Genomic DNA, 16,555 nt, shown 5'->3' on the forward strand with positions numbered 1-16,555 from the left:
CAGCCGGATTATCGTTGAAAAGAAATTCCCAGACCGAAGGGACGAAGGGTGGAACCGATGGCACGCGACCAAATCGTCATAAAAGGCGCAAGAGCGCACAATTTGAAAAATATCGACGTTACGATCCCCCGCGATAAATTTGTCGTGCTGACAGGGCTCAGCGGCTCGGGAAAATCGTCGCTGGCGTTCGATACGATTTATGCGGAAGGGCAGCGCCGTTACGTGGAGTCGCTGTCCGCTTATGCCCGTCAGTTTTTGGGGCAAATGGACAAGCCGGATGTGGATTCGATCGAAGGATTGTCTCCGGCCATTTCCATCGATCAGAAGACGACGAGCCGCAATCCGCGTTCGACGGTCGGCACCGTGACCGAAATTTACGACTATTTGCGTCTGTTGTTCGCACGGATCGGCCGTCCGCATTGTCCGGAGCACAAGATCGAAATTACGTCGCAAACCGTCGAGCAGATGGTCGACCGGGTTATGGAATATCCGGAGCGCACGAGGCTGCAAATTCTCGCTCCGATCGTTTCCGGACGCAAAGGGGAACATACGAAGCTTCTGGACGACATCCGCAAGCAGGGATTTGTCCGCGTGCGGGTTAACGGCGAAGTAATGGATCTCTCCGAGAAAATCGAGCTCGAGAAAAACAAAAAGAATTCCATTGAGGTTGTCGTCGACCGGATCGTAATCAAGGACGACGTGCAAACGAGGGTCGCCGATTCGCTGGAGACGGCTCTGAAACTCGGCAATGGCCGAGTTATCGTCGATGTCATGGAGAAGGAAGAGCTGCTGTTCAGCCAAAACCTCGCTTGTCCGGAATGCGGATTCAGCATGGAGGAGCTGGCGCCGCGCATGTTTTCGTTCAACAGCCCGTTTGGGGCGTGTCCGGAGTGCGACGGTCTCGGCGCGAAAATGATCGTCGACCCGGATCTGCTCGTTCCGAATCCGAAGCTGACGATTGAGGAAGGCGCTTTTGAAGCTTGGGCAGGCAGCACGTCCAACTATTACCCGCAGTTTTTGGCGGCGGTTTGCGAGCATTACGGCATTCCGCGCAACGTACCGGTGAGCGAGCTTCCGGAAGAGCATATGAAAAAGCTGCTGTACGGTACCGGGGGCGAAAAGGTGCGCTTCCGCTACGAAAACGACTTCGGGCAATCGAAGGAAGCGCTCGTTCCGTTCGAGGGCATCATCCACAACCTGGAGCGCCGTTACCGCGATACGTTCTCGGATGGCATTCGCGAGCATATCGAATCGTATATGAGCGCGAAGCCTTGCGGCAAGTGTAAAGGGAAGCGGCTCAAGCCGGAAGTGCTTGCGGTCACCGTCAATGAAAGGAACATCGCTGACATCACGTCGCTTTCGATCGGAGAAGCACAAGGATGGTTCAATCAGATGAAGCTGACGGAGCGCGAGATGACGATTGCGCATCTCATTTTGAAAGAGATTAACGCCCGACTCGGGTTCCTCGTCAATGTCGGACTGGACTATTTGACGTTGCATCGTTCCGCAGGAACGCTTTCCGGGGGAGAAGCCCAGCGCATCCGTTTGGCGACGCAGATCGGCTCCAGCCTCATGGGTGTATTGTACATTCTGGACGAACCGAGCATCGGCCTTCATCAGCGGGACAATACCCGCCTGATCCAGACGCTTGAGCATATGCGGGATCTCGGCAATACGCTGATTGTCGTCGAGCATGACGAGGATACGATGATGGCGGCCGATTATATTATCGATATCGGGCCGGGAGCCGGCATTCACGGCGGTCGGGTGATCGCTCAAGGCACGCCCGCGGAAATTATGGAGGATCCGAACTCGCTCACCGGGCAATATTTGAGCGGCCGCCGGTTTATTCCGATCGCTCCGGAACGCCGCAAGCCGAACGGCAAGTGGCTGGAGATCAAAGGGGCGAAAGAAAACAATCTGCGAGGCGTCAATGTAAAGATTCCGCTCGGCGTATTCACCTGTGTGACCGGCGTTTCCGGTTCCGGCAAAAGTACGCTGATCAACGAAATATTGTACAAGATGCTGGCCCGCGAATTAAACGGTGCAAAGGTTCGACCGGGCGAATGCAAGGAGTTCCGCGGACTGGAGCATCTCGATAAAGTCATCGATATCGACCAATCGCCGATAGGCCGCACGCCGCGTTCGAATCCGGCCACCTACACCGGGGTGTTCGATGATATTCGTGACTTATTCTCAGCGACGAACGAAGCCAAGGTACGCGGCTACAAAAAAGGCCGCTTCAGCTTCAACGTCAAGGGCGGACGCTGCGAAGCCTGCCGCGGCGACGGTATCATCAAGATCGAAATGCACTTTTTGCCCGATGTATACGTACCTTGTGAGGTGTGCAAAGGCAAACGTTACAACCGCGAAACGCTCGAAATCCGCTACAAAGGCAAAAACATTGCCGAAGTGCTGGAGATGACGATCGAGGACGCATGCGAGTTTTTCAAAAATGTCCCGCGCATTCATCGCAAGCTCAGCACTCTGCTTGATGTAGGCTTGGGCTACATGAACCTGGGCCAGCCGGCAACGACGCTGTCCGGCGGCGAAGCGCAGCGCGTGAAGCTCGCGGCCGAGCTGTACCGCCGCAGCACCGGCAAAACGATCTACATCCTCGACGAGCCGACAACAGGTCTGCATATCGACGATATTGACCGTTTGCTGAAGGTGCTGCATCGATTGGTCGAAAACGGCGAAAGTGTGCTTGTTATCGAGCACAACCTCGATGTGATCAAGACGGCCGACTATATCATCGATCTCGGACCGGAAGGCGGCAGCCGAGGTGGTACGATCGTCGCAACGGGAACGCCGGAAGAGGTGGTCAAAGTCGAGGCTTCTTACACCGGACATTACCTGAAGCCGATTTTGGAGCGCGACAAAGCCCGCTCGGCAGACTACGAATCCCGTCTCAAGCAGATCGAAAACGCTGCAGTGTAAGTGAAGGCCGATTTTAAATGGCCCTGATATATGCAAAAAGAGAGCTTGCCCGTTGCGGCAAGCTCTCTTTGCTTGTCAGGTTATGGCCTGTCAAATATAAGAAGGCAAATCCGGATATACACAAGAGAATGAATCGTAGCTGTTGATTCGAGTTTTCTTAAGTACGCTGGGACGCCAATATCCTGACTCCACTCTATGGAGAAGATCGTTAACCGTAATATTTTCGTTGTCGCGCATCCATTTCCGTTCGTTCTCCGGAAGCTGTGAAACGAGCTCTATGAAATAAGTCATAGAGATGGACCAGCATATTTTGGGACGATCCGTTTTTGCAGGTCTCCATCCATGTCCATGAACCCCGTTATGATTTCTACAAATACCTTCCACCAAAAATTCGCATGTGTTACAATCCACTAAAACTTGTTGTTCCAAAGCCCATTTCTCCCATAATTCAATTTCAAATGACGTAGTCGATTGCAGCGCCAAAATCACAACGCCACTTATTATATGGCATTATTCAACAAAAAGATGTGAGTATTTCCACAATATTTATTTTTTATTTTGCTTATGCGATCGCAGGCGGATCAAAACCGCTGTTCTAATCATTGGCTGTGGATAATCTCATTGGAAACTGTGCGCAATCTGTGGATAAAGCGAGCGGATATGTGCATAATTCGCAAAAATAATCACAGAAATGTCTGAATATTGTGCAGAATGCTGCGGATTCTTTTATAAATGTGAGATGAAATTGTGGAGCATGTGGATACTTTGTGTATAACTTGCGTTATTCCAGTGGATAAAACAAAAATCGTGTGGATAATCCTTGGAAAAAAGAGAGGCACAGGGGAAAGGCAGCTAAGTTGGATGAGTAGACTGCCAGTAAAGCGAACTATTTGCAGCGTAAAAAAAGTGCCCGGCGTAGGTTTTTGCAAATGCAAAAACCACACCTGGCACGCTAAATGCAGATACGATCATTCCATCCAGTAAGCATTGGGGCTCCTTTATTATTACGATGCAAGAATTTGATTCAGCTTCTCCTGAAACGCAGGTACGCCGACGCGCTGTACGAATTGGTGGAATGTTTCTTCCACGCTGCGGTTTTCCTTGTAGAACAGGATCAGTTGGGCGAGCACCGGTCCGACGTCATCGCCTTTAACACGGCCTTTAAGCGTTTCGTTGAACTTGGCGTTCGGACCGAGAGTGCCGCCGATCGCGAGATCGAAAGCATCGACCATCCCTTCCGGCGTTTTCACCAGTGCGCCTTGCAGTCCGATGTCGGCGATATGCTTCTGGTCGCAGGAGTTCGGGCAGCCGATAAAGTGGATGCGAATGTCTTCGTCCAGCTCGATTTGCGAATCGAGATATTCGGCAACGCGGCGAGCGCGTTCCTTCGTTTCGACAACCGCCAGGTTGCAAAACTCGTTGCCTGTACAGGAAACGGTACGGCTCATGAAACGGTTCGGATTTGGGCTTAGGCGCTGCAGCAAAGGTTCGGCAAGCACCTTGTCGATGTTTTCATTTTTAACGCCGGAGATGATTTTTTGCGAAACGGTCGTGCGGATCGTTTTGTCCCCGTACTCATCGGCAATTCTCGCAAGGTCGATGAATGCGTCGCCGCTCAGACGGCCTACCGGAACGTTAAGCCCTATATAGCTCAAGCCTTCTTGCTTTTGCGGATGAACGCCGTCGAAATAAGCGGCTGTCCAGCCGACGATTTTATCTTCACCGGAAGTCGGCATATCGCCGATCAGCTCAATCAGCTTCCCTTGGAATTTATCCGCGCCCCAGTCGGCAACGAGGAATTTCAAGCGGGCATGATGGCGCTTCTCCCGGTATCCGTAGTCGCGGTAAATGGTCGTAACGCCGACAGCAACTTTCAGCACGTCTTCCGGACGAACGAACATATCCAGCCGTTTTGCCAAATGAGGTTTGGCAGACAATCCACCGCCAACCCATACGTGGAAGCCGAGCGCTTCTTGTCCGTCAAGTACCTTGGTGGCCGGAGTGAAGGCCAGGCATAGAATTTCGGCATGGCCGGAGTTATAAATATTCGAAGAAATGGACATTTTATACTTGCGCGGCAAGTTGGAAAAATCCCGGTTCAGCAGGAAGAAATCGTTGACCTGGTCCACGATGTCGGTCGTGTCCATCAATTCGTCTTTGTCGATACCGGCCAGCCGGTTACCGACAATCGTACGCGGGCAGTCGCCGCAAGCTTCCCATGAATATAAACCGACCGCTTCCAGACGTTTGAAAATGTCCGGTGCATTTCCCCCTCAATCTATTATTATTCCGATGAAATTAGTAAGAAAAACTATCATCATAGTACCACTTTTGTGGGCTAGCGTAAATGAGAAATCCGGTCCATCCCGCAAAAGGATTCGGGCAATATGGATATCCTGCCTGCAATTGGTGACAAAGTTGTTACACTTGGCGAGGATGACTTGCATAAGCCTACAAGTCAAGGTAAGATTGATACTAGGCATTTTTGTACACAAAAGGAGGTCTACCGATGTTTTTGGCTGCAGAAGCGGCGGCAACAGCCAGCAATTTCAACGGTTTTGACGTGTTTGTCATTCTGTTTACGATAGTTATCGCGATCGGCGTAATTCGATTGCTGGCGGCCTCGAAGAAAAATCCTTTTGCCATCGGTTTCGGGTTGGTCAGTCTGGCAACGTTCTTGTTCATGGATGTTGTTATGGTGATGCACTGGATGGATCGGATTTAATTGCATACGATATCAAACTAAAAGCCCTTTACCGCTCCGCAGAGCGAGAAAGGGCTTTTCGCTGTTTATAATGTTCCGAACGAACCTGTTACACCCACCACATCTCCGTCAGAGGTTCGCGGATGAGCACTTGCTGCAGGTTTTGCACGGCTTTCGTAAAACCTTCGTCGACCGACATCAAGCCGTCCTCATGTTCGATGCTGACGACATAATCGTAGCCGACGAGACGGAGCGCGCTGATGATGTCCGCCCACGTTTTAAGATCGTGGCCGTAGCCGACCGTGCGGAACTGCCAGGCGCGGTCGAGCATTTGCGTATATGACTGCATGTCGGTGACGCCGTGTTTGTTGACGTTGATCGGATCGATCGACGTATCCTTGGCGTGGAAATGGTGGATCGCACCGGCGCGGCCCAAAATTTGCACCGCCTGCACCGGATCGATGCCCTGCCACCACATGTGGCTCGGATCGAGGTTGGCGCCGATCACTTCGCCGGCCGCTTCGCGCAGACGGAGCAGCGTCGCCGGAGTATGCACGGAAAAGCCGCCGTGAAGCTCGAGGCCGATTTTGACATTGCGGTCCGATGCGTATTTACCGGTTTCCGTCCAATAAGGGATCACCTTTTGCTCCCACTGCCATTTCAAAATCTCTTGGTAATCCGGAGGCCAAGGAGCGACGGGCCAGTTCGGGTATTTCGCGTCCTCATGGTCGCCGGGGCAGCCCGAGAAGGTGTTGACGACGGGCACTTCCAGTTTTTGCGCCAGGTCGATCGTTTTTATAATCGTATCGTGGAAGTCTTTGGCGATCTGCTTCTGCGGGTGAAGCGGATTGGCGTGACAGCTCAGGGCGCTGATCATAAGGCCGCGGGATTCGACCGCATGCTTAAACGCTTTCAGCTTGCTTTCGTCGGCAAGCAGCACGTCGGGATTGCAGTGCGAGTTGCCGGGGTACCCGCCGGTACCGATCTCGACGGCGTCAAGTCCCTTGGATGCGATGTAATCGAGCGCTTCCTCCAATGGTTTTTGTCCGAACAGTACGGTAAAAACGCCTAACTTCATAGGTACACCTCCGTAATAGGTAAGACTGTACGCGTGTACGTGCAGTCATTCCGAATTATACCATTATTTGAGGATAAGGAGAAAGTGCGAGATCGTATACAAATAAGGCAAAATCGGATAAGAAATGCGTACCCGGTTGACGGATGCCATGTTTAACCGCAACTAAGGGAAAACCGGTGGGTAAGACCGGTTAACGTCTGCGACTCTCGGTGAGATGGAACTGGTTCACAAGCTGCAGCAGCGAATCGGTGATCGCCTCCACATCGGTCGATGTATGCCGTACGGCTGACATATCGCTGATCAACTCCTGAACGGTCTTCTCCACATCGGTGGAGATTTGGCGGTTTTCGATGCTGACGGCGGCGACCTGTTCGATCAGCTTCACCATGTCCTGCACCACCTGCAGCCTGACGGTGTCCTGCTGACCGGCATGCTGCAGCAGCTCCGTCGTGGCCGCCACAAGGCGAGCGCCTTCGGTAACCGCCCGGTCTCCCTCCTCCATGGAAGCAAGGGCGACGGCGGCATTTTGCTGGATGCCTGCGATCGTATCATTGATAACAGCGGCGGAATGGCCTGTCATATCGGCCAGCTTACGGATTTCGCCGGCGACGACGGAAAAACCTTTGCCATGCTCACCGACCCGGGCCGCTTCTATGGAAGCGTTAAGCGCCAGCAAATTCGTCTGCGCGGAGATTTCGCGTATGACCTGCAGGAACTCGGTAATCTTTTGCGTCGATTCGAGAAATGCGCTGATCGTACGGTTCGTCTCAAGCGCTTTATCTTGAATCTGCCTCATCTTTTCACCGATATGGCCGACCTCCGATTGGGCGACCACGATTTGGTTTGAGGCCGCCTGTTCCAGCGATTCGAGCGTGACGCTCATTTGCTGGGCGACATCTTTGGCGGAATCGATATCTTTCAGCTGGCTCAATGTACCCGTGATCATATCGTCGATTTTGCTTTTCACCCGGTGGCTCGATCGTTCGGAGGAGGACGTGTTCCCGCGAAGTGCGGTTTGGCTGGTCTGCACATCCAGCGTAGCGAGCTTGACTTGCGAAATGATCCCTTCCTGCGAGTCGATAAAATTATTGATCCATTTAGCGATTTCTTTCAGCTCGTCGTTATTGAAATCGGAGAGCGGTAGCCGCTGGGTCAAATCTCCCTTGCCTTCGGCCACTTTGCGGATGAATTCATGAATCGCGTGAATAGCCAAGCTGACGGGACGTGTACCTTTTTGCGTCAAAACGCGGGAGCCGATCCATCCGAGCAAAAGAATCCATAATACGGCAGCGGCGGCGGTCGGGCCGGCCCCCCATTTCGCGGCGACGAGGCCGAGCACGATACCGCTGGACAACGCCGTAAAAACCGAGATCAAGGAATAAATGCGGACAAGGCGCAGATGAATGCTGCGGATGCGGTACACTTCCTCCAGATCGCCCTCGCACATCATCCCCCACACGTCGGGGCAATGGGGGAGCTGGAACGTTACCCCTTTGCCGATAACGGGAATATGCCGATAGTCCGAGTAGCCTGGAAATTGAACGAACAAATTGCTTCCGTTTGCGATCGTATTGGCGACTCCGGGATGCAGCTCGCCGGTCGCCGGGTCGGTAAACATGAGCTCCAGTTCGGTATGTTCCCTTACACGGACAACGCCCCAGTCCGTCTTGACGCCGTCCTTCAGGTTTTCGCCATGAGTAAAGGTAAAATCCTCGAAACGGCTGCGGGAAAGCGCGGTTCCGGGCTGGATATGCTTGCAAAGCACGGGTTTGGCCATGAACAAATAGTTGTCTCCCGAATCGGGATAAACATGGCCGGACTCGCGCTGGATCAAATCGCCGATCACATCGTTCGGCACGCGGCCGCAAAGCAAATAAGCCAGCCCCTCAGGCCCCGCAACCGGTTCAATGTACATCAGAGTCATCTCATCGTGAAACTTGGAGGTGCTTGGCCCGATTTCGAGCGTGAGCGGGTCCGCGTAAGGACCGAACAGGCAGCGTCCCCCTTTGCCAGCCTGGTAGATGCCCAAATACATCGGCGATTCCCAGGAGTGTGCACGGCCGATATGCGGCGAATAGGTAGAAAAGATGACATGACCCTGCTCATTCAGCAAAAAAAGCTCCGAAAAGTCGCTGCCGCGGGTTAGTGCCGCTTCAAACAAAGTCGCTGCGTTTTTCACGGCCTCCTCGCCGAAAGGAGCGGTTAAATGAGCTTCAATTTGCTGGCGAAGCCGGCCCAAATGGGACCAATATTCCATTGCCCAGCTGTTCATCAGGTCAAGGCGCGTTTGTGCGATCCCTTCGAAAATATCTTCCACAACCGGCTTCTGATGACGATTTAGTCGGTACGACCACCATAAGGGCAGCCCCTTTTTGAAACCTAACCAATCGAACATGACGCCCCCACCCCATTTTTCCGAATTTAGCCCATTTTCCGAATGATTAATGTAATCTATCTATGTATTATTCGTGTGAGCTTGGATTATATTGTACTTAAACGTAAATAAAAATGTCAATATGTGTTATATTTCGAGCGGAAATGTTGAATTTTCATAGAAATGCGAACAAAATTCCAAAAAAAATATTTCAATGTTCGTGAAATGTGTAAGAGAAAATTACATTTCATTTGGCTTGGAAGACAGCGGCTGCTTGATGTTCGGAAAAAGGGGGCAATTCGGGATAATCTGGGAAATTTTGAGCGAAGATAGCTTGAGTCATAAAGCGTAGTAGGCGTTTATCCTGCGAAAAAAAAATTACCCGTCCCGTATCGGAGGCATTCCCGAAAAACGGAAGGGTAATCAAGGCCAGTTCAGCAACCCGCGGTAGATGTGCAGCACCGTTTCGGAGCTGCCGCTGTAGACGATGACGGCCATCGTTACAATCAGCTGGGTCAGAGCGCAGCGGGCGTAGAAGTATCCGCGCGATACTTTTTTCTTGTTGACGGTGGATTTGCCGAGCAGGTTTTCCAAAGCAAGAAAGATGCCGTGATACACGCCCCACAGCACGTACAGCCAGCTGAAGCCGTGCCACAAACCGATCAGCACCATAATCAGGATCGACAGCCCGGAGGCGGTCCATTTGGTCGGCGTTTGCCGGGAGAACAGCATAAAGATATGATCGCGGAACCAGTCTCCGAGCGTTGCGTGCCAATTGCGCCAATATTGCGTTAAAGTCGGCGACTGGAACGGTTTTTTGAAGTTTTCCGGGATGTTGTACCCCATCAGACGGCCGAAGCCGATCGCAATGTCCGAGTAGCCGGAGAAATCGAAAAAGATCAACGCATAAAACCAGACCATCAAAAACAGCGATTCGTGCGTATGCAGCTCCTGCTTTTGCATGACGTTAAACACATCGGTCATCCAGGTGACGACGACGATTTTTTTGAACATGCCGAGAATGATCCGCTTGACGCTGGCTTCGACGGTTGCGGCATCCACCTTGTAGGGCTGCTTCGTATCCGCCATGAAATCGCGGAATTTCAAAATCGGACCCGAGGTGAAGGTCGGTACGAATAAAATATAGTTCGCATAGTCGATGGCCGGCGCTTTGGCGTCCTTACCCAGGTAATAAGCGAAGTAATAGGCGTCGATCACCTTGAGCACGTTGTAGATCAAGCCGAGCAGCATCACCGTGTCGAACAGCGGGTGTTCCAGCTTCAGCATGCCGTAAATGCGCAGCAGCGATACTCCGGCTACATTAAGAGCGATTAGCGAGATAAAGGCAGGTTTGCGTCCGGCCGACGCGCCGCACAAATAGCGAAAGCCGATAAAGTTCACGGCGGTATAAAGAACGTGAAAGACGAACAGCTGCTTGCTGAATAGGGCGATAAAACCGAGGTTGAACAGCAGCAGCAAAACCCGCTTGTTCAGCGTCCAGCGGCGGGTGATGCCGAGAACGACGGCCATGCCGATCATCGCCACAACCGCGTTCATATTCAAGTACCACATAGAGAGGACTCCTTAGAGCTTTCCGCAGGAAAGCTGACTTCATTCAGAAACCTTCATAAATGAACAAGCCTTTGCCGGTAAAATAAATGAGGACCATGATCAGCATGGCCAAATATACGATCACTTCGAGGAGCTTGCGAGCTTTTGGAGCCATGTGTCCACCTCCTTCGTAAACACCGGGGCCCCTTCCTTGCGGCTTAAGTGCACGAGATCGTGAAAATATTTCGAGTCGTACGCCGTAAGCAAATCAAGCGTCGGCACGCCGTGCTGCTGCAGCCGGCGGTCTACCTCCGCTTTCAGCGCAGGCATATAGCGGGGAAGCTCGTAGGAGCGGTTCCACGGCATCCAGACGACGCGAAGCGGCAGATGTCGCTGCTCGGCATAATTCAAAATCCAATCGAGCGCCGCGAGGTTTTCCTTGAAATCCCGCTGCACCGACATCCAGCCGAACCGGCTGTCGTACTCGGCTTCCTTCTCTTTGAGCTTATCCGCCGGCTGCTGTCCGAAATACAGCTCTTTATCGATCCATCTGGGTTCGTAGGCGAAAGGATTGGCGGTGCTCAGCTTCAGCGTTCCGGGAAATTTGGCGCACGCCTCGAACTTCGCGGCGTCCTGCCCCAGCAGCCCTTGATAAAGCGCGCAGGCAAACTCGGTGCCCGTATCGCGAAAATAATCGCGGTAAGCGTACACGTAAGGCTGATACCACGGCTTGAACCATTGGTATGTCGGATCGGTCTGCAGGCTGTCGATCATCGTATGCACGTCGATGCCGACCACCAGCTGGCCTTCCACATGGTAGAGCTGCCTGTCCAAAATTTCCTTCAAATCGGTCAGCTTGCCGTAAGAAAGCCCCATTTCGACAAGAGGCACCTTCGATTCTTCCTCGATATAAGCGCCGGTCACCGCCGAATTGCCGAAGAAAACCGGGCCGGAATCGGCCCAGTTGTGGTGGTACAGCGTTTTGGTAAAGTCGTTTTTATAAAAACGGCGCGAGGTCACCATCGGGTTCCACCACGAAATCGCGAGGTCCGACAGGACGAACGCTGCAAGCAGCAGCAGCACGAAGCCGTTTCGGCGCAAAGCGCTCGCTACATTCATCTTCATCACATCTTACAAAGATTTTTGCTGCCAGGCGTGATACTGCTCACGGAACGATGCCGGCCACTGCGCCTCGTCGAGTCCGAACTGGGCGAGGAACGCGAACGTCCAGCGCTCGATGCCGAAGCCGACGCAGCCGGTAACGGCGGGGCGCTTGCCCATTTTAATATTAAACGCATTGCCGAACGTGTTGCTGTGGAAGTTGACGGAGCTGCAGGCGATCGATTTTTTCACGTAAGGGACCGTCAGTCTGAGCTCGTATTTCATCTCCTGGTTGCGCTGGAACGAAGCTTTAACCTGAAAATCGTTCGTGAAAAACGGATCGTTGGCGATCTCCAGCATGCTGTCCACGTTCCATTCGACGGCCAGCTCCTTCAAGTACTCGATCGACCGCAGCCGGTTTTCCTTCACGAAATCCGGCTTGCCGACGAAAATAATCTCGCGCATGCTGAAATCGAGCAGGCGGCCGAAGTCGCCGTGATTTTTCGACTCGAAGCGGTGGCACTTGGAAATCGCCGTCACGACGCGGCCTTCGCCCTCGAGCGTTTCGTTTTGCAGCCCTTCGTAGCAGTGGTAGCAGGTCGAAGGGTTCATCGTAAAACGCGGCTTCGGCATCGTTGCGTTCAGATCGAGCGGCGCGTCGCCGCTCCAACCGCCCGCTTCGCGGATTGATTGGGAGAACGTCTCGATGATGTCGAGGTCTTCGCGAAGATGGGTCAAAAAGTGGATATGCTCGGGAAACGACGTGAAGTGATTCGTCTTGTTGAGCGTATCGGCATGAATGACCGCCGGGTACTGCTCCTCGGTCAAACCGGCAAATTTGCCGGCAATGCGGGTGACGAACGAATAATCGAAAAAGCGCATCAGGCTCGAAAACGGCTCGCGGAAAATAAACAGGCCCGGCTCGAGCACCTTGATGATTTTTTTCTCCACGAGCTCGGCGATAATGTCGCCCTCGTAAGGCTTCGGTCCGCGATGCTCGAACAGCACGTTTTCCTTAAAGCCGAAGTCGCCGTGGGAAAAACGGTCGATGAGCCGCTGTACGCGCTCCCGAATTACTTCCTCAGGCTTCGGGGAAGTATGCACGATGTGCAGCTGGCCGCCCTCCAGGCGGATCTCCTGAATGTGCTCATCGACAAATGCGGCGGCGTATTTGACTTGTCCGTGCTGGCTTTCGGGAAGTCCCTCCAAAGATATAACGCATTCCATCCTTCGTTACCCCTTTTTCTTTTCGATAAAATCGGCGATTTCCCGAACGGTGTTCAGCGGATACAGCATCAGGTCCTGATTGGTGACCTGGATGCCGTACGTTTTCTCGATATGCGCAATCAGCGCCGTCGCGCCGATCGAATCAATGTAGCCGTAGTCGAATAAATGGACGTCGACCGTAAAGTCGTCATCGTCTTCTTCGATTTCGTAACGGTCGCGGATATGCCGCTCCAGCTCTGCGAGGATAGACATGGGTTACCTCCTGTTTTTAAACGTAGCATTCAAAGTCAGTCAACGTCTGCAAGACTTTTCGTATAAAGTTCGTTTCCTTATGGCGATGCCGCAAAATCAATCGTGATAGTCGTTTCCGCGCCATAGCGGGTGAGCGTATACGTGCCGCTCGCGTCGTCGCGTTCGACTTCGACGCCGTCGCCCTGCACGGCGATCGGCCGTGCGCTCGCGAGCTTCACCTGCTGCAGGCCGGCCGCCTGCAGCTCGAGCGTCCAGCGGCTGCCGCTGCGCGTCAGCCGCACGGGCACGTTCGCGCGCACGAGGTGCGGGCCGCGCGACGCCTCCAGCGCCGCGCCGAAGCGCACGCGCGCGGAGCCGTCCAAGGCGCCGGCGTACAGCCGGCCTCCGCGCGAGAGCCACACGTCCGCGTCGGTCGACAGCGGACGGTCCGCGAAAGCGGCCCCCGGCTCGATGACGTAGCCGAGGGCGCGCTTGTAGCCGCCGGCCTGGTCGGGCACGCCGTCCGTCCGGGCCGTGATCGTCAGCGTGCGCGCCGGATTCCTCCCGGCGAGCCGCTTCAGCTTTTCCCAGGCGACCGCGCCCCAGGAACGGGTCACCTTCGCTTCGGAGGTGAGCGCCGCGAGAAACGACTGAGCCATTTGCGGCTCGGTCATAAAGTTATAGTCTTCTTTATTTCGCATCGTGTCCAGAAATTTGACGAATTCGAGCAATTCGCCGACCCGTGTCGGGAAATGGTATTCGATATGCTCGAAGTAATCGACCGGCAGATCGAACGCCGCATAGGTATTATACAGATCGGTGGTCGAATACGTCGGATCGAGCCGCAGCACCGGCGCCGGCGTATACAGCAGCATCGGCTGCTTCACTGCCGGATCGTTCAGCAGAAACGGCAATCCCCATATATATTCCGGCGTTGTGCCGAGCCTCGGATCGTTCGGCGCAAACGACGGCCGATAGCCGAAGTTGAACCACATGCCGGCGTCCCGCTCGTTGCGGAACGTTTGCGTCCGGTCCGGATGATTGATGCGCCACGTATGCTGGTTCGTGCCCGGCGTTCCCCAAGGGATGCCAAGCGTGTCGAACGCCTTCCGCTGCAGCGCGATTTCCTGCTTTTCCTGCTCGTCGCCTGTGAAGTTGTGGACGAATACGTGCGGATAAAGCTCCAGATGGTTGTCCTTGCTGTATTGAATAAACGCATTCAGCTGCTCTTTATAAGGAAACTGCGGGTCGTCGATCGTCACCGGCATGCCGAATTCGAGCTGGCCGACGATCAGATCGTCCTTGCCGTCGTGATTCAGATCGTACCAGAGCGGCACCGCATTATGCCCGCCGACGAGCGCCTTGCTGCCGAGCTGGTTCGTCGTGGCGCCCTCCACCACGCCGGAGGGCTTCCAGGTGCCGCCGGCTTCCTGCAGGAACACGCGCAGGTCGCCTTCGACGGTGCCGACGACGAGGTCGGGCCGTCCGTCGCCGTTCATGTCGCGCAGCGAAGGCGCGGCGAAAGCCGCCCCCACGCGCGCGAGCTCCCGCCCCTCGTCGAAAGCGAGGGGCCTGCCCTTGATGCCGCGAAACCATGTGACGCGGCCGTCCCCGCCGCCGACGGCGAGATCGGGGACTCCGTCCCCATCGACGTCGGCAATCGCGGGCGCCGCAGGCCCCGCCACGCGCAGCGGCGCGCCGCCGGCGGTGAGCGCGGCAGGCGCCGCGAAGCCGTCTGCGCCGCCGAGCAGCGCCGTGACGGCGCCCGTGCCGTCGCCGAGGGCCAGGTCGGCGCGGCCGTCACCGCTTAAGTCGCCCGCGGCGACCGCGGCAAAGCCGCCTGCGGCGGTAAGCGCCGCACCGCCGGCGAGACGCAGCGGCTGCGGCGGCTCGAACGCATCCGGCGCCGCAAGGCCCGGCGGCAGCGACTGGCCGCGGTAGGCGTCCGGCTGAACGCCCGCGTTCCGGTACACCATGACGCGGCCGTCCGCCGAGCCTGCGATCAGATCCGGCCGACCGTCGCCATCCGCATCGGCCATTGCCGGCGCCGCGCGGTAGGGCTTGTCGATCGGATCGCCGAGTGACTTGTACTCCGGATAATCGGCCAGCGCGACCTCCTTGCCGCCCGCCATTAGCCGGGTCCCGCTCGAGTAAAACGAATTCGGCGTTTCTCCGGCGAATTTGGGCTCGGCTGAGCTTCCCGCATTCAGGTGCACGACGATGCTTTCCTGCCAGTGGCCCCATGTGAAGGCGGAGCGGACCAGCGAAAACGACGGGATCTGATGATACTTCTTCAGCAGCTCCGCCCACTGAATGCCTTCTCCGTCGCGGATCGCCTGGATCGCCTCGAAATGGTTTTGATGCGCCATCGCGGGGCGCCCGTACGGGCCGAGCACCTTTTTGATGCTGTAGCCCAGCTTGCGTTTGGAGACGTAAGCGGCGAATTCGTCGCGGAACAGCGCATTGGCCGCCGCAAAAGAGTAGTTGTAATACGGCTCCAGCGGCAATTGCTCGCGGTTAAAGTACAGCGCGCCGGGAACCGGCTTTTTCGCCGCATTTACCTGCTGCGCCAGCAGGGAGAAACCGAGCTTCGGGTCCATCCCGCTTTTCAAATCGGCGCCCGTGATGAAGTAACGGTTCGGCAAAAAAGCGCTGCTGAGCAGCACGGAGCCTTTTCCATAGCGGTTCATCGTAACCAGGGAGACGTCCTGCAGCGAAACGAGCGTCTGCGCCGTCGACGGGACGAGGCCTTGGCCCAAAGTAAACCCGGGCATTGCGCTCATATCCGTCCGTTTGAAATAATCGGCTGCAAACCGGCGAAATACGTCCTGCAAGCCCCGCAAATTGGCATCCGTTTCGGGATAGGCGAACTGAGGTTTGCCGCTGACCGCCGGCGCATTCACGACAGCTTGTCCCCCGAGAAAAGCCGGCGGAAAGTCGGCGGCGAACACGTTTTCCAAGAACAGATAGCCGCCCTTTTCGACGTAGCTCTGCAGCAAAGCGCTGTATTTCGCGCCCGCCTCGTGCAGGCCGGGGTCCAGATAGACGGCATCGTAGCGCTGAAGCTGGCTTAAGCTCATGCCCTCCAGACTCGCCTTGTCCGTCCGGACATTGGCGACGAGCGACTGCCGGAAATGGTCGTATGCGGACGGATCCGCATCAGCGCCGTTCGTGGCGTAGAGCAAACGGACCGATTCGTCCCTTTCGATAAAAAAAGAAGCGGCCCCTACGATAGCAATGACGCAGGCCACATATATCCATAGACGAAATAGTTTCGATGTCCGTTTCAAGCGAATATCCCTCTGTTATTAAGGTGGTCTACCCCAGACATTATAGCATGGATGCCGAT

9 protein-coding genes and 1 pseudogene are annotated in these 16,555 nt (G+C 54.9%); 2 read left to right on the forward strand and 8 right to left on the reverse strand.

Translation table 11 applies throughout. From position 1 onward, the window contains the following. The first annotated feature begins 57 nt into the window (after window positions 1–57). Window positions 58–2,940: an excinuclease ABC subunit UvrA gene (gene uvrA / locus MYS68_RS30855; protein WP_248929469.1), complete on the forward strand. Its 2,883-nt coding sequence runs from the start codon at window positions 58–60 to the stop codon at window positions 2,938–2,940. A gap of 1,004 nt (window positions 2,941–3,944) precedes the next feature. Here the strand turns inward: uvrA and MYS68_RS30860 are convergent. After that, a pseudogene (locus MYS68_RS30860) lies at window positions 3,945–5,201 on the reverse strand (nitrite/sulfite reductase); the annotation flags it as partial. Between the two features lie 248 nt (window positions 5,202–5,449). Between MYS68_RS30860 and MYS68_RS30865 the strand changes: the two are divergent. After that, the gene (locus tag MYS68_RS30865) at window positions 5,450–5,665 is read left to right on the forward strand and encodes a hypothetical protein (protein ID WP_248929470.1); all 216 of its coding nucleotides are present in this window, start codon (window positions 5,450–5,452) and stop codon (window positions 5,663–5,665) included. Between the two features lie 88 nt (window positions 5,666–5,753). Here MYS68_RS30865 and MYS68_RS30870 read toward each other — a convergent pair whose 3' ends face one another. From MYS68_RS30870 to MYS68_RS30900, 7 genes are all read right to left on the reverse strand, one after another. Next, the gene (locus MYS68_RS30870) at window positions 5,754–6,722 is read right to left on the reverse strand and encodes a sugar phosphate isomerase/epimerase family protein (protein ID WP_248929471.1); all 969 of its coding nucleotides are present in this window, start codon (window positions 6,720–6,722) and stop codon (window positions 5,754–5,756) included. A 190-nt stretch (window positions 6,723–6,912) separates the two neighbouring features. Then, window positions 6,913–9,117: a methyl-accepting chemotaxis protein gene (locus MYS68_RS30875; protein WP_248929472.1), complete on the reverse strand. Its 2,205-nt coding sequence runs from the start codon at window positions 9,115–9,117 to the stop codon at window positions 6,913–6,915. Window positions 9,118–9,519: 402 nt separating this feature from the next. Further along, complete coding sequence (locus tag MYS68_RS30880) at window positions 9,520–10,668, reverse strand: MBOAT family O-acyltransferase (protein ID WP_248929473.1); 1,149 nt, start codon at window positions 10,666–10,668, stop codon at window positions 9,520–9,522. A gap of 120 nt (window positions 10,669–10,788) precedes the next feature. Further along, window positions 10,789–11,766: a hypothetical protein gene (locus MYS68_RS30885; RefSeq protein WP_248929474.1), complete on the reverse strand. Its 978-nt coding sequence runs from the start codon at window positions 11,764–11,766 to the stop codon at window positions 10,789–10,791. 12 nt (window positions 11,767–11,778) lie between these two features. Next, window positions 11,779–12,975 (reverse strand): class-II aminoacyl-tRNA synthetase family protein, encoded by a 1,197-nt coding sequence (locus tag MYS68_RS30890; protein ID WP_248929475.1) that lies wholly within the window; start codon window positions 12,973–12,975, stop codon window positions 11,779–11,781. A 6-nt stretch (window positions 12,976–12,981) separates the two neighbouring features. After that, on the reverse strand, window positions 12,982–13,227 hold the full coding sequence (locus tag MYS68_RS30895) for an acyl carrier protein (RefSeq protein ID WP_248929476.1): 246 nt from the start codon (window positions 13,225–13,227) through the stop codon (window positions 12,982–12,984). A gap of 77 nt (window positions 13,228–13,304) precedes the next feature. Continuing rightward, a complete protein-coding gene (locus MYS68_RS30900; protein ID WP_248929477.1) occupies window positions 13,305–16,496 on the reverse strand; it encodes an FG-GAP repeat domain-containing protein in 3,192 nt (1,063 codons plus the stop codon). Window positions 16,497–16,555: the final 59 nt, after the last annotated feature.

Origin of the sequence: Paenibacillus hamazuiensis (assembly GCF_023276405.1) — a bacterium.
Classification (GTDB): domain Bacteria; phylum Bacillota; class Bacilli; order Paenibacillales; family NBRC-103111; genus Paenibacillus_AF; species Paenibacillus_AF hamazuiensis.